Here is an 18,187-nt window from a genome sequence, read left to right as displayed (position 1 = left end):
ATGGAAATGAAAAATCTTAGCTATATCATTAAAAAGAAGGCCATAGCCTGCGCTGCAGCTTTACTGATCGTGTCAGGTGGTTGTGAGCTTGAAGAAGATGTATACTCTATCTATACCCCGGAAACCTTCTATGCCAACGAAGCACAGGTACTATCATCGCTGTCTGGCGTTTACCGCAATTTTGCCCAGATTACCGGCATGGGGGTAGAATACCGTATCCTGGAGCTGCCTGCAGACCAGGTGGTGGTGCATGGAAAAATTCAGGGCTGGTGGGCCAACAACGATTTTGAGCAGCTGATGGAGCACAAGTGGGATGCCAGCCACTCATACCTGCTGGGCTCCTGGAATACCTTCTTCAGAACAGTAGGCCAGGCAAATGCCCTGATCGCCTCACTGGATGCCTCGGCACTGGAGAACATAGAAGGACCAAAGGCAGAACTAAAAGCCATGCGGGCCTATGCCTATTTCTACCTGATGGACCTCTACGGAAACGTACCCATCTTCACAGAACCTAAGGTAGATCCCAACAACCTGCCGGAGCAAAATACCAGGGCAGAGGTATTTAGTTTTGTAGTAGAAGAGCTGAAAGCGGCAGCCGATGATTTGCCTTCTGAAACCGAGGTGGGTGAAGAATACTACGGGCGCCTGACTAAAGAAGCAGCCTATGCCATACTTGCCACCATTTACCTGAATGCAGAAGTATATACAGGTACACCACATTGGGATGAAGCAATCCAGTATGCAGATATGGTGATCAACTCTGGCGCCTATAGCCTGCTGCCTAACTATTTCGATAACTTCAAACACGACAATGAAGGAAATGCTGAATTCATTTTTGGAGGAATCTACACGCCAAATATTCCGGGTGGAATAGGTCATCCGCTGGTTCAGAAGGTACTTCCAGGCATCAGCGGTGGTTTGTTTGGCCTGCCTTTTACACCACAGAACGGCTTTGCCACCAGACCATCTGTTGTGGCTATTTACGAAGATCGGGACGTCAGAAAAACAATGTTTTTCCTGCCTGGTGAAATGAAAGATCCCCGTAATGGCGAGACAGTAATGGTGGAAAGAGTTGTTCCCGACAATAACTCCCAGCTGTACATTCCTGGTGTATCTAAAGAGGGCCCTGTGCCCTATGTGATCATTCCGGCAACGGGCATCAGGAATCAGCCCATGAATGCAGGGGAGAAATGGATAAAGTGGGGGCTGGATCCCAATACAAATGGTGGTAATGCCAGCAATGACATTGCCTTTATCCGATATGCAGATGTGCTGCTGGTAAAAGCCGAAGCTCTGGCCAGAAAAGGTGATTTTGGTGCAGCTCTACCCATTGTAAATGAGATCAGGGAAAGAAGCGATGCCTCTGTCTTAATTACCGTAACCCTCAACGACATTTTTGAAGAACGGGGCAGGGAACTGGCCTTTGAAATGTCCAGAAGGAGAGACCTGATTCGCTTTGGTAAGTTTACTGATGCCTGGGAATTCAAGGAAGCTTCAGAGCCATTCAGAAACCTTTATCCCATACCGCGTGCAGCCATTGATGCAAATCCAAAACTAGTGCAAAATCCTGGTTATTAAGGGCAGTTCAGGGTGTAGCAATCTTACAGGAAGTAAGTATGTGCTGTAAGATTGCTACAATTTGTATTTCCTGTTTATCAAAGCGCATCCTGAACATTTCAGCCCTTAAGAAGCACCAGCTCTATTGATGCTGCAAACAAAAGAACCATTCCTGATGATGCCTGCCAGCGTTCGCAACAACTGCCTGATGGCTTTATACTTACTATGCCCATTCATGCACTAAACCACCTGCTGCAAATGATGAAAAACTTAAGCATACCCGCTATATTATTTTTGGCTGCTGTTCTATTCGTTGCCTCACATGCCCGGGCACAGGATAATACTGGACCAGCATCCTGTTACAGTAGCAGAATCCAGAAAGTTTACTGCAGCAACCGGCTATGAATCGGAGGCTGAAAGGTAAAACCTCATCATCCAGGGAAACTGCCCTTTTTCACACCGGCTTCAGGTGCGCTAAATCTTTGTGAAAAGTGCTGTGTCTGGAATTATTATGTTTCGTGCGCCTTGGTTTTTTTGCTTCAGTATCATCTAACTATATAAATTAATTACCATGCTACATAAATTGACATATCCCAGCCTTAGCAGAAAAGCACTATTTATCTGCCTGATGGTAAGCTTTCTCCTGGTTTCTGCATCAGCACAGGAGGTAGGCAGGCGTTTTCCTTCTGAAATGAGGATCATAAAAGACAGCCAGACAGGTGTTGCAATTACAGCACTTACCACTGCACCCGCCAATGATTCCAAGATCTATCAGACACACCCGCAGTGGACTCCGGATGGAAAGTATGTTGTGTTTAATTCCGACAGGGGGAAAGACGGGAAGTGGCATGCCTTTGCCGTATCCACAGAAACCGGCGACATCATACAGCTGACAGATGGTGAAGACAGATCACTGAGCCTTGCCCGGAAAAATGCACTTGCCTATCATTTCAGGGGTAATAAGCTGATAGAACTAAACCTGGGAGCATTGCTAGCGGCAGCAGCAGAAAACAAGAAGATTAAAAAATCAAAGGAATTTGAACGTGTACTGGCCACCTTACCTGCCGACATAGAAGGGGCCGGCAATTTTGCCATCGATGCATACGAGCAGCAGGCTTATTTTTCCAGCAGGCAGGGGGAAGATAAATCGGTGATCTACAGTGTAGACTTCAAAACTGGTAAGATCACAAAAGTTATTGAAGTGCCCTTCTGGGCCAATCACCTGCAAACGAACCCCTGGGTGCCCGGCGAAATTATGTACTGCTGGGAAACCGGTGCCGATGCACCGCAGCGTATGTGGATGGTGAATGCTGATGGGAGCAATAACCGGGAGGTATATGTTGAAACACCCGATGAGTGGGTAACACACGAAATATTTATGGATGCAGATCACATCCTGTTCAACGTTATGGCACACCTGCCAAAGCTGGGTACAAAACCATCTGGCATTTTTATGCTTAACCTGCGCACCAACCAGGTAAAAGTGCTCGACCAGGCCGATAGAGGTGGTTACTGGCATTGCGCAGGCACAGCAGATAAAAAATGGGTGGTAGGAGATACCTTCGATGGTAACTTATACCGCCTGAATGTTGAAAACGGTAAAGTAGACCTGCTCACCGCCGCCCACAGGCCCAACAGTACAGATCCTTTTACAAAAGAACCACATTCGCACCATTCCATTAGTCCGGATGGAAAATGGGTGCTATTCAATTCTGGCTTACTTGGTAACAGCGACTTAATGATGGTGCCATTACAGGATGCCTTAATACTGGAAGGAAAACGTTAACAATCATATGTTTGCCTGTAGGGCTTCGCTAGCCCCATATTCATTTTTTACTCCTGTTGAAGCATGGCTTAGAGTAATTTTTTAGACAATCAGCATACAAAGACTCTATTTATGGTGTTAAGTTAGCAGCCTAAGAAACTTAGGTTAATGTTATTAAAAACTAAAAGAAATGTGCTCCGGCAGTCCTGATTGGCAGGATATAAGTACAGAAAATACTTATATTCGATATTAGTACCTTTAAAACGGTTTAATGCTTCCGTAAAGGTATTAATCCATAAAAGCTTTGGAGTTGCTTTGCATAGTACAGTTCATGAAGGAGTCAAAACAGATCATTGAAACCTATAATAAATACCTGGAAAGGGGCAGAAATGCTGCCCTGGCAACAGTTGTAAGAGTGGAGGGCTCTGCTTACCGCAGGCCTGGTGCCCGTATGCTGATCATGGAAGATGGCAAATGGCAGGGCTCCATCAGCGGTGGCTGCCTGGAGGGTGATGCCCTGAAAAAAGCACGGCAATTGATGAAGGGCAACAGCCCGGAATTACTTACCTACGATACAACAGAAAAAGGTGCACACGCCCTTTACCTGGGCCTTGGCTGTCATGGTAAAATAGAAATACTGCTGGAGCCCCTACATCCTGATGATCCTCAGAATCCACTGCTTTCACTCGAAGGGTTCTTTCAAAGAGAGCGTGAAGGAGTACTGGCCACTGTGTTTAACAGCAACAGGCTGCCCCTTGGCACCCGTTACCTGTATTACGAAAGCGATCCGCTGGAGCCCGAGTGGAATGCCTATGCAGATGGCTTTGCCAAGGCACTAGCAGTTGGCAAATCAACAAACTACCTGTTCGAACAGGAGGGAGATGAATATACCGATATCTTTTTTGAATACCTGCACCCAGGGCTCGAGCTGCATATATTTGGCGCTGGGCTTGATGTTGTGCCCATCAGCGAATTTGCCAAAATACTGGGGTGGAAAGTGATCGTATACGATAACTGTGTAGCTCACCTGGCCCCGGCACGCATCCCCAAGGCCGATGCCCTGCTGAACATCGACTTTTGCCAGGCTGCTCAGTCCCTCAGTGCCAGCCGCTTTTCAGCTGCCCTGGTAATGTCGCACAACTACAAATTTGATGCTAATGCCCTGAAGTTCCTGCTGGATAAGCCCGTTCCGTATGTGGGTTTAATGGGGCCGCGCGCGCGATTTGAACGCATGGAGCAGGAGTTTCCGGAGCTGGGGGCTTACCGTGAAAGCAATCGTATCTTCAGCCCAATAGGACTTGACATAGGGGCTGAAAACCCGGAAGAGATTGCCCTGGCCATCATCAGTGAAATCAAAGCCTTTTTTGCAGGCAGAAGCGGACAAAGTTTAAGGGAGCGGGACAGGCCAATCAATGACAGGCAGAAAACTGTTAGCATCAAGCTAAGTGCACAGGCATGAAAGTCTGCGGACTGATTTTAGCGGCAGGCGGATCCTCCAGGTTAGGCAGAGCTAAGCAACTGCTCCAACAGCAGGGAAAAAGTCTGCTTGCCCTTAGCATCGAAACCGCACTGGCTGCCGGTTTAGATCCTGTCTATGTTGTCTTGGGAGCACGCCAGGAACAAATCCTGGACGAGATCAGCCACCTTCCTGTGAAGATCATTTCGAATCAGGAGTGGCAGGAGGGCATTGGCAGCAGCATCAGAATTGGTATTTCGCATATTGAAGCAGAAGAATCATACGATGCAGTAGTGATCCTGCTCTGCGATCAGCTGCTCATTACTGCAGATCATATAAAAAGCCTTGTAGCCCTTTACCAGAGCAGCCATAAACCAATTGTTGCTACTGCTTATGGGGCTCAGTCGGGGGTGCCAGCCCTTTTCAGTCATTCATATTTCCACCTGCTCTTAGCACTACAGGGCGATACCGGAGCACGCAAAATTATTGCTCAGCATCAGCAGAATGCCCATGTTGTTAATTTTGAAGCAGCAGCACTAGATATTGATACCGCTGAGGATGCCCGGGGCGCCGGACTTAGCTAGATTTGAAAGTCTTCTTGGGGCATGCAAAACTTTGAACAGCTTTAGACGCAGCATTTACAGGACAGGTCAGGATAGATGTGGAGAATTTTTTCATTAGGATTAAGCAGTTTTTATTCATTACAATCGATTGAGCTTGATAAAGTATTATATCCAGAACACATCCATTTCCTATGCAGCGCATTGCTTTTAAAATGAAACTTAAGCCGGGTTATACAGCAGAATATCAGAAACGTCATGCAGCAATATGGCCAGAGCTGGTGCAGCTGCTGAAAGAAGCGGGCATTAGCGACTATTCTATTTTCCTGGATGAGGAAACTGGTACTCTTTTTGGCGTTCAGAAGCTTAATGGCCAATCATCGCAACAATTAGGGAGCACTCCCATTGTACAAAAGTGGTGGGCCTACATGGCTGATATCATGGAAACCAATGCTGATCAATCGCCGGTTAGTGTGCCGCTAAAAGAGGTGTTTTACCTTGAGTAGGTTTTCCCATTCATGAATCCTGGCACTCACACCCAAAACCATTAACGTTTGTTTTTCAATTAGCTAAACCATGTCCATAGCACGTACATCCTCACTTGTTCTGATGGCAGCTGGCACACTCTTCTTCAGCCATTGCAGTACCCAGCCCGAAAGCACAACAGCCTTAGCTTCCCTGGAAGAAAACCAGGAGGTGTGGCCCCCCGTGAAGGAGGAAACAAAGCCCTGGACACGCTGGTGGTGGATGGGCAGTGCGGTAGATGAAAAGAATGTCTCGAATTTGCTGGAACAGTATGCAAAGGCAGGCATTGGTGGTGTTGAAATTGCACCCATCTATGGTGCCATGGGGTACGAAGATCGTTACCTGCAGTACCTATCCCCGCAGTGGATGCAGATGCTGAACTATACTGTTCAAAAAGCAGACAGCCTTAGCATGGGCGTTGACCTTACCCTGGGAACAGGCTGGCCCTTTGGCGGTCCACATGTTAGCCCGGCACAGTCGGCTTCACAACTGGTGGTGCAAAAGTATAAGCTTAGTGCTGGCAAAAAGCTGCAGGAAAAGCTGGAGCTGAAGGATCCGAAACAGGCAGCCCTGAATCCGCAGCTGCAGGCGGTAGTAGCCTATGGAAAGGTTGGAGAGGTGCTACAGTTAACGGATAAGGTTACAGCCGATGGCAGGTTAAACTGGACACCGGCAGGGGGAGAGTGGGAGGTGTATGCTGCCTTTGCCAGCCATACCCGGCAACAGGTAAAACGTGCAGCACCCGGTGGCGAAGGATATACACTAGATCACCTTTCTTCTGCTGCCGTACAGCATTACCTCACTCGTTTCGACCAGGCATTTGGTGAAAAAACTATGGGTATCAGGGCATTTTACAATGATAGCTATGAGGTGTATGGTGCTAACTGGTCTCCCGCTTTCTTTGAAGAATTTAAACAGCGCAGGGGCTACGACCTGCGTCCTTACCTAAGAGCGCTTTTAAGCGAGGAAAAGTCAGAAACAGTAGCCCGTGTGAAAGCAGACTATCGCGAAACCATGGGAGAAATGCTGCTGGAGAATTTTACAGCCCCCTGGACAACCTGGGCACATGCGTACAAAGGCATGACTAAAAACCAGGCGCATGGCTCTCCAGGCAACCTGCTTGATCTTTATGCTGCTGTAGACATACCAGAGGCAGAAACCTTTGGTTCCAGTTATTTTCCAGTACCGGGCCTGCGCCGGGACAGTGCCGATATCCGTAATGTAGATCCCGACCCCGTGATGCTGAAGTTTGCATCCTCCGCAGCAAATGTACAGGGCAAGCCGCTGGCATCTTCGGAAACCTTTACCTGGCTGGGGGAGCATTTCAAAACCTCCTATTCACAGATGAAGCCCGAGCTGGAGCAGGTGTTTTTATCCGGTATCAATCATGTTTTTTACCATGGTGTTACCTATTCTCCGGAAGATGTAGCCTGGCCTGGCTGGCTGTTCTATGCCTCGCTCAACCTTACGCCTGCCAATAGCCTCTGGCCCCACTTCAAAGGCATTAACGAATACATTACCCGCTGCCAGTCGGTACTACAGGCAGGTACATCAGATAATGAACTGCTTGTGTACTGGCCGGTGTATGATGTTTATCACAACCCGGATGGCCTGGAGAAAATGATCAAGGTGCACGACATTGATGAGTGGCTGCACCCCAGTCCGTTTTACAGGCAGGTAGAGCAGCTCATGGAAAAGGGCTACTCGCTGGATTTTGCATCTGACAAAATGCTGTTGAACAGCAGGGCAGAGGCAGGCAACATTCAAACTGCTGAATCGGCAGCACCCTATAAAGTACTTTTAGTGCCACAAAGCAGTTACATGCCACTCCAAACCCTGCAAGGCATTCTTAAGCTGGCAGAGGAAGGTGCTACAGTTGTTTTTGAGCAGCTTCCGCAGGATGTGCCAGGTATGCATGAGCTGGAGGCCAGGCGGCAGCAGCTTAAACAAACACTTGCTTCCCTAGCATTCACAAAAAGTGGCAGTGGTATGCAGCTGGCCAAAACCGGCAAAGGCCAGGTAGTTGTTGCACCAGATGTACTTGAGGCGCTGCAGCAACAGCAGCTACAGCCGGAGACATTGGTGGAGACGGGGCTGAAATTTATTCGCCGCAACATTGAAGGTGGTAAATTCTACTACCTGGTAAACCATACGCCCAGGTCAGTCGACACAGAAATTCCCCTCACAACAGCAGCCCAGTCTGTTGTTATCCTGGATCCGCAGACAGGTACATGGGGTTTGGGTGCATCTTCCCTGTCTGGAAACAGTACACAGGTAAGGGTGCAGATGGCACCAGGCGAAGCCTTGATTCTTAAAGCAATGCAGGCGCCTGGTACTGGCATGCAGCGCTGGATATATCTGGGCGAAGCTTCCGAGCCAATGCTTACTGCGGGAAGCTGGAAGCTTGAGTTTACCGAAGGCGGACCAGCCTTACCAGCTCCCAAACAATTAAAACAGTTACAATCGTGGACAAACCTGCAGGATAAGCAGGCAGAAGCCTTTTCTGGAGCTGCTTTGTACAGTACAACTTTCAACCTGCCTCAGAAAGAAGCTGGTGAATACATCCTTAACCTGGGTGAAGTAAGAGAAAGCGCCCGTGTCTGGATCAATGGTGAGGAGGTAGGTTTGTTATGGAGCATACCCTACAAGGCAAGGGTTGGGCAATATCTGAAGGAGGGAGAAAATACCCTGAAAGTGGAAGTGGTGAACCTGATGGCTAACCGGATCAGGGATATGGATCAGAAGGGGATTGAATGGCGCAGGTATCACGAGATAAACTTTGTAAACATCAACTACAAACCTTTCGATGCTTCAGCATGGGAGCCGGTTCCTTCCGGTTTGCTGGGGCCGGTTACGCTGACTCACCACAGTGCACAGGAAAAATTTGTAAAGCAGTGAGCAGTACTCAAGAGCAGTAATAGCAGTTTTTAACTCATAATTAAACACCTGCGGAGAGTGCTAACACCAGGGCTTGCAGGTCTGGAGCTTAAGCTGTTTGAGATAGCTTAGTGTTCATATGCGTTAGGGGTCAAAGCTGCTGATAGACTATTTGTTATCATCTTCTGGAATCAAATACAAGTTCTAAAGCCAAAAACAAGCCGACGTTCACCTGAAGAGGGAGATCTATTTGCTTTTACAGCTGAAATCAGCATTCCTGTTTTTTGCTGGCAGATCCCCGCCTGCGCGGGGATGACGATTAAGGAGCAATTGACCCTGATGCTAATCCTTAACGCACATTAATATGAAATAAAGCGGTATAGAAAAATCTCTATACCGCTCTTGATCCTAATCATTGCTGTTGATTATTTGCAATAAGGACAATCTGGGGCGCTGCTCGTTTTCAGATCATTGTAATAGGTACATACAGCTTTAACCGCCGGATCGTCTAGAGATTTACCCTGCTGGCACCGGTACATCCAGGCATAGCCACAGTAAGCATCTAACTGAGCATCATTAGTGTAACTGTCGAAGGTGCTTGAGCAGTTGGTGCTTCCGGTACCACCTGTACCACCAGTAGAACCTCCATTATCGCCTGTGCTTCCGCCAGCACCAGAAATTTTGTTGAAATGTATATCCCAGTCATTTACCTCACTTAACGTAAGCCCATCTTCTTCTACAGTAATTTCTGTATCTGTGTAGGTATAGCTTTGCAGTACATTCTTCAGCTGCGCATTGCTCCAGCGCACATCAGACTGAATGATCTTAGCTTTATATTTATTTGTACCTGTTTTTTGAAGATCCTTGAAATACAGGCCGCCTATGCTAAACACAGAGGGGTTTGTACCTAGGTCATTTGTGCCGAAGTAAGTAACCTTACCACCATCCTCATCAATGGTGATGATCATATCACCAAATGTTTCATACATTCCTTCAATATCAAATTCTTCCAGGACTTCATCAGCCTGATCCAATTCTTCAGAAATCTTCTCGCAAGAAGAAAGTGTAAACAGCATAATCTGCGAAAGAAATAAGAGGGATTAGATTTTTCTCATATAATTTATCATTAATTAATGGCAAATATAAGAACAGTGACATATAAAACAATATAGTCTAACGGTGCACCTATAAATTATCGACTCAACTATTCTGATTTATCCCCACAGCTGGATTGTACATAAATGAAATTCTGTTCTGTCAGCACGATCCTCCAACAAAAAAAAGAAGGGGAGCTATCTGCCGATAACTCCCCTTAGGTTTGTTTTAGGTATTGAATAATCTAATAGCCCGGGTTCTGGGTTGCCTGCTTTTCTTCAGCGCTTAACGGCCTGCCATCCCTGGTAACACCATCGATATACTCTTGTGGAATAGGGCGATAGAGATGTTTTTCAGAAATATTTGCAGCTGCATCCGGGTTAAATGCCACAGCTCTTTGTACAAGTGTTTTTGTTCTGGCCAGATCTACCCATCTGTGGAATTCACCCATTAGTTCGCGTGCGCGTTCATTCAGGATAAAGTGCACGAACATTTCTGGCTTAGATGATACACCTGCCGGGTAGAGCTCTTCAGCAGCCTCGGCAGTTCCACTGGTAAAAGCTTCTTCTGTTGCCAGCAAAGCATCTACTGTACTGGATGATTCTCCGTAAGGCACCTGCTCAGCCAGGTAATATACATTATTGCGGAATTCTCCATCTTTATAAGCAGCTCTTTGTCTGAGTGCGTTGATATAGGTAAGCGCTTTGCCATAGTCTCCTTTGCGCCCCCATGCTTCTGCAGCAATCAGGTAGGTTTCTCCCAGGCGGGCCAGAATACCGTCGCGGGTTCCCCTGGCATCGTTAAAACCATTCCGGAACGGATCAAGATACTTTGACAGGGAAGGGAAGGTACTCAGGTTCCAGTCTGTTACTATTTCTCCATTTGCATTTCTGGCATAACGCACCAGCATCAGCGGGGCAAACTGATCTTTGTAGGCAGGAGTGAAGCGATCATCATCTGGTGAGTTTACAATATAAACAATAGAGGTATCACCAGGTCCAAACTTTGGCAAATCGATTAGCGCCGGATTAGGTGCATTAGCAGCAGTCCATTTAGGTACCCCGTTGGAGTTAACTGCTTTGTAAGCTGTTTTGAAGCTTTTGTAGAAGCGTGAATCATTCACCCTGTCATAGATATCAAGTGCATAATCAGTAGGCTTCAAGCGCTGAAATTCACGTCCGTTTTCCAGATCACGCACCATACCTGGTTTGTTGTTGTATACCGACAGAAAGTACATATGAGTTTGGTTGCCATAGCGACCCAGGAGTGCCTGGTTGTTATCGAACTGGGAAGCCAGTATAATTTCAGGGTTGCTTTCATTTGGTCCGTTCACAGCTGTGTAATTGAACAGGTCATGAAAATCAGTAGCCAGCATATGTGGAGAATTGCTGATTACCTCTTCGGCAAAATAAGCGGCACTGTCAAGGTCTGCAGATTCGGTAAACTCGGCATTTAGCTCACTGGCCCGGAACAGGTACGCCTTTGCCAGGAAGTGATGTGCTGCATGTTTGGTGATGCGCCCCTGCTGGGCGGGGGTAGATGGCAGTAGTTCGGCTGCTTTTCTCAGATCGCTGATGATCACCTTAAAAACTTCACCGGCAGAGGATCTTGGAAAATCAGCAACATCTGCTTCTACCGGTTCCAGCGTAATGGGCACACCACCAAACTGACCTACAAGCTGAAGATAATTGAATCCGCGCAGAAAGTGCAGTTCACCCAGGCGGGTGTTTCTCAGCTCTGTATTTAATTCACCGGCCAGGGCGGTGGGTATGTTCCTGATACCAATGTTATGCAGGTTAATCTGTGCATACATATTATCCCAGAGAGGAGCCAGGTTTCTGGTTTCTCTGGAATCCAGTGTGGCTACATAGGTGTTCCAGATCACATGGTCGAGGCCACCTCCGTTTGTAAACTCATCGGTACCATAATTGGTAAGCGTATAAGCCCATTCATAATTATGGTGGAAGCGCAGGCCTTCGTAAGCGCCGTTTACAAGGTCTTCAATACCTTCCTGGGTTTCAAACCTGCTTTGTGTTAAGGTAGAAACCATTTCCTCTTCCAGGAAATCGGAGCATGAATACATAGATCCGGCACAGAAGAATATAGAGAATAATATTTTTTTCATTGTCATATAATTTCCATTAAACCTTAGAATGATACATTAAGACCGAACACAAGACTTCTGGTCGAAATTGAAGAAGCACTAGGGTTGGCTCCACCAAGCTGATAGCTGGAGTCAGGATCCAGAAAATCTGTTTTGGAATACAGGAAAGGATTCAGAAGCTGTGCATAGATTTTAAAGTTGCTCATGCTGGCACGCTCTATAAGAGACTGCGGCAATACATAAGCAAGAGATATATACCTGACTTTCACAAATGAACCATCCTGGTAATTCATGGAGCTGTAATGGATTGGCTGACCGCCATTCAGGTAATTGGCTCTAGGATATTCGTTGGTTGGGTTATTTGGAGTCCAGTAATCAATTCTTCTGGAAGCAAACTGACCCGACATATCAACAGCGCCGCCTTGTACCAGGTAGCCCCAGCGGGCATATACAAAGGCAGATAGTTCCAGATTTTTATAGCTGAAAGTATTAGCCATACCGCCTGTCCATTTTGGAACGGTTGTACCTATGATCTGCCTGTCTTCGTTAGGATCTATTTTAAAGTCGCCGTTTACATCTTCCACCCGAATATCGCCGGCTACATAAGTGGCACCGTTTGCATTGAACTGTGCCATTACATCGGCATCAGACTGCTGCCAGATACCAATTTTTTTATAGTCGTAGAAAACCCCCAGCGGCTGTCCGATAAACCAGCCATTGTTTGGCAGATCTTCTTCTCCATTCACCAGCTCAACAATTTCACTTCTGTTGCGGGAGAAAGTAATATCAGTATACCATTTAAAGTCACTGCCATCTATGTTAATGGTATTCAGGGCCAGCTCTATACCTCTGTTCTGGGTTTTACCAATGTTGGTGGTAATATTGCTGTAGCCTGTTACAGAAAGAGGCTTTTTGTTGAGCAGCAGATCGGTGGTATTGGCAACGTAGTAATCGATTGAACCCGCAATTCTGCGTTTGAATAGGCCAAAATCCAAACCAATGTTCCATTGTTGGGTATTTTCCCATCCCAGGGCTTTGTTTGGTAAAGATCCCTGTTCGTTGGAGGCTCCTTTAGGGTTACCCGTAACATAGCCAGAGGCCGGGGTGCTGCCAAATATGTAGGGGAGACGTACAAGTGGTCCCTGTGTTGAATAAGCAGGTACTGCCTGGTTACCGGTGGTGCCTACCCCTGCACGAAGCTTAAATTCATCCAGCACACTGATGTTTTGGAAAAACTCCTCCTGGTCTAACTTCCAGCCTAAAGCTAAAGAGGGGAAGAATGACCATTTATGACCATCAGCAAGTACAGAAGCACCATCCCAGCGGCCGGTAGCGGTAAGTAAATACTTATCTCTGAAAGAATAGTTAACACGGCCCATATAAGAGAGCAGGGTATTTTTAACATAGCCTGATCCCCAGCCATCCAGCGCACCCCTGTTTGTAGAACCCAGATTGTACCAAAGCTGGCTGTTATAGGGTACATCAGTTGCAGTCATGTCAGAAGATTCATTTTTCCACATGCTGGAACTTTGCAACAGCGTTATGCCCAGGTTATGGTTTTCACCAAGTGTTTTATCATAATAAAGCAGGTTCTCCATGGTCCAGGAGGTATTCTGGTTTTGCTGGTATCGGGCATAGTTGATAGATGAGGGAGCACCACCACCTCTTAAGCTCGACCTTTCGTCCTGGAACTGTCCATTGCGGTAGTTTCTGATGTCCGGGCCAAATACACCGCGGTACCTAAGTCCCTCCATCAGCTTTATTTCTCCAAAGAAACTGCCAAACGCTCTAAGGTTTGTTCTTTCGTTGATTACAAGCTCACCATCACGAATAGGGTTGATGATGTTGGGGTGAGCGCCGGGGTTATAAATATAGTTGCCTTCTGCATCATAGGGAACTGCAAATGGAAGCTGACCTTTTGCGGCTTCATACAGCGTGCGTGAGCCACGCGAACCACCTGCTGAATAGCCATAATTTTGGATGCCATATGCCGCATTTATAGTACCTCCCACAGTGATCCAGTCTACAGGTTTAGCCTCAATGCTTACAATACCAGTATATCTACTGTAATCCTGACCAATTTCTGTGCCCTGCTGGTTCAGAAAGCCTCCTGAAATATAGGCGGTGATCTTATCTGTACCCATTCTGGCACTGATATTATGGTTGTGGGTAATACCAGTCTGCTCCACATAATCGGTCCAGTTGGTGGTTGCCAGCCTGGAAGGATCATATACAGGAACCTCCTCAACGCCCCATAAAGCCTGCTCTTCGGGCGTGGTTGGGCGCATTTGTGGAATCAGGTTATCCTTATCAACCCAGGTATATCCCGCTGCTATGGTTTCCCATGCATTTGGATCAGTACCAAAATATCTGAAGTCATCTGTTGGGTTAGGGAAAGGGGTGGTGTAGGCATTTGCTCCTGTTACTGCCCTTGCAGCATCTCTGCGGTAATTTGCGTATTCTGCTGCATTGAAATTAGGTGCCAGGTCGTTTATCTTTTCTATGATCACAGAACCGTCATAGGAAATTTCTGACTTACCGGGGCGACCTCTTTTGGTAGAGATCAGCACAACACCATTGGCACCCCTGGAGCCATAAATTGCAGCCGCAGATGCATCTTTAAGTACCTCGATAGAGGCAATATCATTGGGGTTGAAGGACTCTATACCTCCGGATTGCAGCGGAACACCGTCTACTACATATAAGGGTTCATTTCCACCTGAAATAGACCTGTTACCACGGATACGAATGCTACCCACTTCACCCGGCCTGGCATTAGAGGCAATGTCGATACCTGCCGCACGACCCTGGATACCCTGCAGGGCATTTTGTACGGGTATGGCCTTAATCTGCTCTTCGGTTACCTGAGAAATGGAACCGGTAATATCGCTTTTCTTCTGAGTACCATAACCAACTACCACTACTTCTTCCAGTGCCTCCACATCGGGCTGCATAGAGACATTAATTGTGGTCTGATTTTTGACAGCAATCGATTGCGTAACATAGCCAACAAAAGAGAAGACAAGAACTGATCCTTCAGAAGGAACAGAGATGGAATAATTACCGTCCATATCTGTTACTGTACCCTGGGTACTATCTTTTACCCTGATGGTTACACCAGGCAAACCTGCACCGTCTTCACCAACTACCCTGCCTCTTACGGTTATTGCATCTGCCTTTACACTTGTGTAAGTACTGGCCGAAACCATAACCACAGCATCTGTTATTTCCTGGTTAGCGGAATTTTGTTGCGGCAGTATGCTTTTGCCTGCCTTCGTTGGTACTGCCTCAGCTTGTGCCAGGCTGGGAAGCCCTATGAAAGGAAGAGCCCAAAAAACATACTTAGCGTAATGTAATTTTTTCTTCATGTTAAAAATGGTTTGTGCGTTGGTGTAAGGTTTTGATTGTCTGTCATACACTAAACTTACTGCATTGCCCATACATGCCTATCCTGTTCTATCCTGTCTGATATAAGATAATTTCAGAAAAGTCCTGCAGTCAGTACAAATGCAGGAACATGAGGTTTTTAGCCATATATTTTGATATGGCATAAGCTGAATTTATCTCCTAAACACCTGGAAAAGGAACAGAGCTGTCATGTATGATCTGAGTAGAAAATCATGCTTTACTGTTCAAATGGCAAGTAGCAGAAAGCCCTGTTATTGCGCTAAAAAAAAGGCCGCAGCTCTATGCAAAGCTGCGGTCATTGTTCCCTTAACTTTAATTAGAAACCACGATTGATAGTGCCTCATTTGCTGCTTTGGCACTTTTTATCCAGAGGAGTTTATTTTCCGCATCGTAGTACCATCCACTGGCACCGGCAGTAGTTAAACTGCTCTGGTCTGTTTGCTTTATTTTCTTTTTCTTACCGTTGAGGCTTAGCTGCAGGCTTGCAGGGGCCTGCGCGTGGTGAATTTTCAGGATGTAGTTACGCTTGGGGGCCTGGTAATTTCCGCTGCTTTTCTCAAGCTGTATCTGCCTGTCTTTATCTGTAACACTGGAAATTACATTTGTAACACTGTAAAAGCCTTCTCTGTACTTTTCGCTTAGTCCATCATCTTCATAAAGGGCGAGTGTATCGCTGCCTCCGGGAAAAATCTCCAGTGTAAGATCGCCCCAGTTTTGCCGGTTATCATACTGCACTTCGTCCTGCATGGGTATTATGGCTCCTGCTTTCACAAACAGGGGCAGCTCGTCAAGCGGGGTAAGTACACTGTGGTATTTCCGGCCGCTAAAGGCTTTGCCGCTCCAGTAGTGGTACCATTCTCCTTCCGGCAGGTATACTACCCTTGTCTGGGCGCCTTTTGTGGTTACGGGGGCAACCAGCATATCGCTGCCAAAGAGGTATTCATCATCTATGGAATAGGTGTTTACATCCTGCTGATGCTCCAGCACCAGCGCCCGCATAATAGGCATGCCTGTTGTATGCTGCACATACGCATTGCTGTAGAGGTAGGGGATAAGCCTGTAGCGCAACCGGTCATACTTAGTGAAATTCTCAAGGGCCTGCTCTCCATAGTTCCAGGGCTCCTTGTAGCCGGGGTGGTCCATCCCAAAAACATGGGCTACCGGACTGAACATACCAAACTGCACCCAGCGTATATATAATTCCGGATCGGCATCATGCTCAAAGCCTCCCATGTTGTGCGACCAGTAGCCTACACCAGATAAACCTATGTTGATACCCGCCCTGATGACAGGAGCAAAGTACTGCCATTCACTTGGCCAGTCGCCTGCCCAGATGAAAGGGTACCGCTGAATGCCCGCATAACCCTCTCGGGTGTGGTTCATGCCACGCATGCCATTGTGCTTGCTGAAGCGCTCGTAGGGTGCTTTTGCATAGGCGATAGGAAAAATATTGTGCAGGCGCTCTGCATCTGCTCCTGTAGGGCCAACTTTATCGCTTTCGTTGGCTTTGCGGCCAAAAGCACTGCCTTCGTCGGTTTTTAAGAAACGGGCACCTAAGGAGGCAACCTTCATTACACCATTTTCCCACCACCAGTCGGTGGCTTTTTCATCGAAGAAGTTAACAAATTCTCCAGGATTGCTTTCTTCCGGGTATACAAATCCATGAGATCTGGCACCATCCAGCAGCCGTAGGGTTTTGCCATTGTCAAAGCGCGGACGCACATGCAGGCCAACCATGTTCATGTTCATGGCATAAAGGCTATCGAACATTGCCTTGGGGTTCTTAAAGGTTTCCCGCCATTCAAAGGTAGTGGCACCCTTGCCGCCATTTTCGCCAAACATACGCCAGGTAGAGTCCAGGTGAAATACATCTACCGGAATACCCATTTCCCTGAACCTGCGTGCCAGTGCTACCACATATTGGGTAGAGGTTAGGGCTTCGTGCCCCCAGGTGCCGCCACTGTAGGTGCCTACATGCAAGCCATGGGCAAAGCGGGGCAGCAACGGAGATTTACCTGTTAAATCTGTGTACAGGTTAAGGATCTGGGGGAAATCAGGGCCATAAATAAAATAGTAGTCTAGTTCGCCACCCGCTGCTTCAAAGCTGTAAGTGTTGGCCTGTGTGTGGCCCATATCCCAGCGGGTAGCATAAGGATTGTGCAAAAATATACCATAGCCCCTGGTGCTCATGAAAAACGGCACCGGTGCATAATTAGCTTCCAGTATGTTATATGCGCCTGTAATATGTGGCATACCTTCGCCTCTGCCTACATTCAGTGCCAGTTCTTTGCCCCGCTGATCTACAAAATCCATGCGCTCCCCAAAGCCAAAGAAATGCTCATCAGGAGCCATTTTTTTTAAGCTTCCAACTACCTCTCCATTTTTATATGCACCACCAGCAACACCCTCTGCTTGTTCTGAGAGTAACACATCGCCCTGCTGATTTGTGATTTCCAGGCTAAAGGGGGCTTTCTGTATCCTGATGTTTAACCTGGCTGTGCTCAACAGAAATTTTTCTTCATCTTCAGTAAGCTGTACGGCAACAGGAGCCCAGCTGTACCTGCTTACCATATAAGGTTCGTTATCTTCAAAGCTTCTGTTCCAGCTGGTCCTGATCCTGACCATATCTGCCGTAGCAAACTCAAGCTGCACATCGGCATTTTCAGCAGATAGGCTGAAAAGGTTCTGATCCCGCTCCAGGGAAGAAGTGACATTACCCACACCTGATTGTGCCATGCCGGAAAATGAGAGCATCAGGAAGAGGAATACTAAAAAAAAACTGTTGGTCTTCATCATTTATAGATAGATCAGATTCATAAATACAACCGTAGCCACAGTGC

10 protein-coding genes are annotated in these 18,187 nt (G+C 47.0%); 6 read left to right on the top strand and 4 right to left on the bottom strand.

Annotated elements, in window-relative coordinates:
• Nucleotides 1–6: 6 nt before the first annotated feature.
• From KWJ01_RS20555 to KWJ01_RS20530, 6 genes are all read left to right on the top strand, one after another.
• Nucleotides 7–1,578 carry a RagB/SusD family nutrient uptake outer membrane protein gene (locus tag KWJ01_RS20555; protein ID WP_224998992.1) on the top strand — a complete coding sequence of 524 codons (1,572 nt, stop codon included), beginning with the start codon at nucleotides 7–9 and terminating at the stop codon, nucleotides 1,576–1,578.
• 550 nt (nucleotides 1,579–2,128) lie between these two features.
• The gene (locus KWJ01_RS20550; RefSeq protein WP_224998991.1) at nucleotides 2,129–3,343 is read left to right on the top strand and encodes an oligogalacturonate lyase family protein; all 1,215 of its coding nucleotides are present in this window, start codon (nucleotides 2,129–2,131) and stop codon (nucleotides 3,341–3,343) included.
• A gap of 310 nt (nucleotides 3,344–3,653) precedes the next feature.
• Nucleotides 3,654–4,781 carry an XdhC family protein gene (locus KWJ01_RS20545; RefSeq protein ID WP_224998990.1) on the top strand — a complete coding sequence of 376 codons (1,128 nt, stop codon included), beginning with the start codon at nucleotides 3,654–3,656 and terminating at the stop codon, nucleotides 4,779–4,781.
• Nucleotides 4,778–5,362, top strand: a complete 585-nt coding sequence (locus tag KWJ01_RS20540; protein WP_224998989.1) for an NTP transferase domain-containing protein — start codon at nucleotides 4,778–4,780, stop codon at nucleotides 5,360–5,362. The genes KWJ01_RS20545 and KWJ01_RS20540 overlap by 4 nt, the downstream gene beginning before the upstream one ends.
• A 170-nt stretch (nucleotides 5,363–5,532) precedes the next feature.
• Entirely contained in the window at nucleotides 5,533–5,844 is a 312-nt protein-coding gene (gene rhaM, locus KWJ01_RS20535) for an L-rhamnose mutarotase (protein WP_224998988.1), read from the top strand.
• Nucleotides 5,845–5,914: 70 nt separating this feature from the next.
• Nucleotides 5,915–8,761: a glycosyl hydrolase gene (locus tag KWJ01_RS20530; protein WP_224998987.1), complete on the top strand. Its 2,847-nt coding sequence runs from the start codon at nucleotides 5,915–5,917 to the stop codon at nucleotides 8,759–8,761.
• Nucleotides 8,762–9,165: 404 nt separating this feature from the next.
• Here KWJ01_RS20530 and KWJ01_RS20525 read toward each other — a convergent pair whose 3' ends face one another.
• From KWJ01_RS20525 to KWJ01_RS20510, 4 genes are all read right to left on the bottom strand, one after another.
• The gene (locus KWJ01_RS20525) at nucleotides 9,166–9,816 is read right to left on the bottom strand and encodes a hypothetical protein (RefSeq protein ID WP_224998986.1); all 651 of its coding nucleotides are present in this window, start codon (nucleotides 9,814–9,816) and stop codon (nucleotides 9,166–9,168) included.
• 263 nt (nucleotides 9,817–10,079) lie between these two features.
• A complete protein-coding gene (locus KWJ01_RS20520) occupies nucleotides 10,080–11,960 on the bottom strand; it encodes a RagB/SusD family nutrient uptake outer membrane protein (protein WP_224998985.1) in 1,881 nt (626 codons plus the stop codon).
• Nucleotides 11,961–11,983: 23 nt separating this feature from the next.
• Nucleotides 11,984–15,307 carry a TonB-dependent receptor gene (locus KWJ01_RS20515; protein WP_224998984.1) on the bottom strand — a complete coding sequence of 1,108 codons (3,324 nt, stop codon included), beginning with the start codon at nucleotides 15,305–15,307 and terminating at the stop codon, nucleotides 11,984–11,986.
• Between the two features lie 352 nt (nucleotides 15,308–15,659).
• Nucleotides 15,660–18,143, bottom strand: coding sequence for a glycoside hydrolase family 31 protein (locus KWJ01_RS20510; protein WP_224998983.1), 2,484 nt, complete (start codon nucleotides 18,141–18,143; stop codon nucleotides 15,660–15,662).
• Nucleotides 18,144–18,187: the final 44 nt, after the last annotated feature.

The sequence above is a fragment of the Cesiribacter sp. SM1 genome (assembly GCF_020178975.1).
Classification (GTDB): Bacteria; Bacteroidota; Bacteroidia; order Cytophagales; family Cyclobacteriaceae; genus Cesiribacter.
Note: the sequence above shows the minus strand (reverse complement) of the source record. Positions and strands in the feature narration are given on the sequence as shown.

Excerpts from the sequence above, each read along its gene's own strand:
- KWJ01_RS20555 (WP_224998992.1), top strand. The coding sequence starts at position 7 with ATGAAAAATCTTAGCTATATCATTAAAAAGAAGGCCATAGCCTGCGCT.
- KWJ01_RS20550 (WP_224998991.1), top strand. The coding sequence starts at position 2,129 with ATGCTACATAAATTGACATATCCCAGCCTTAGCAGAAAAGCACTATTT.
- KWJ01_RS20545 (WP_224998990.1), top strand. The coding sequence starts at position 3,654 with ATGAAGGAGTCAAAACAGATCATTGAAACCTATAATAAATACCTGGAA.
- KWJ01_RS20540 (WP_224998989.1), top strand. The coding sequence starts at position 4,778 with ATGAAAGTCTGCGGACTGATTTTAGCGGCAGGCGGATCCTCCAGGTTA.
- rhaM (WP_224998988.1), top strand. The coding sequence starts at position 5,533 with ATGCAGCGCATTGCTTTTAAAATGAAACTTAAGCCGGGTTATACAGCA.
- KWJ01_RS20530 (WP_224998987.1), top strand. The coding sequence starts at position 5,915 with ATGTCCATAGCACGTACATCCTCACTTGTTCTGATGGCAGCTGGCACA.
- KWJ01_RS20525 (WP_224998986.1), bottom strand. The coding sequence starts at position 9,816 with ATGCTGTTTACACTTTCTTCTTGCGAGAAGATTTCTGAAGAATTGGAT.
- KWJ01_RS20520 (WP_224998985.1), bottom strand. The coding sequence starts at position 11,960 with ATGAAAAAAATATTATTCTCTATATTCTTCTGTGCCGGATCTATGTAT.
- KWJ01_RS20515 (WP_224998984.1), bottom strand. The coding sequence starts at position 15,307 with ATGAAGAAAAAATTACATTACGCTAAGTATGTTTTTTGGGCTCTTCCT.
- KWJ01_RS20510 (WP_224998983.1), bottom strand. The coding sequence starts at position 18,143 with ATGATGAAGACCAACAGTTTTTTTTTAGTATTCCTCTTCCTGATGCTC.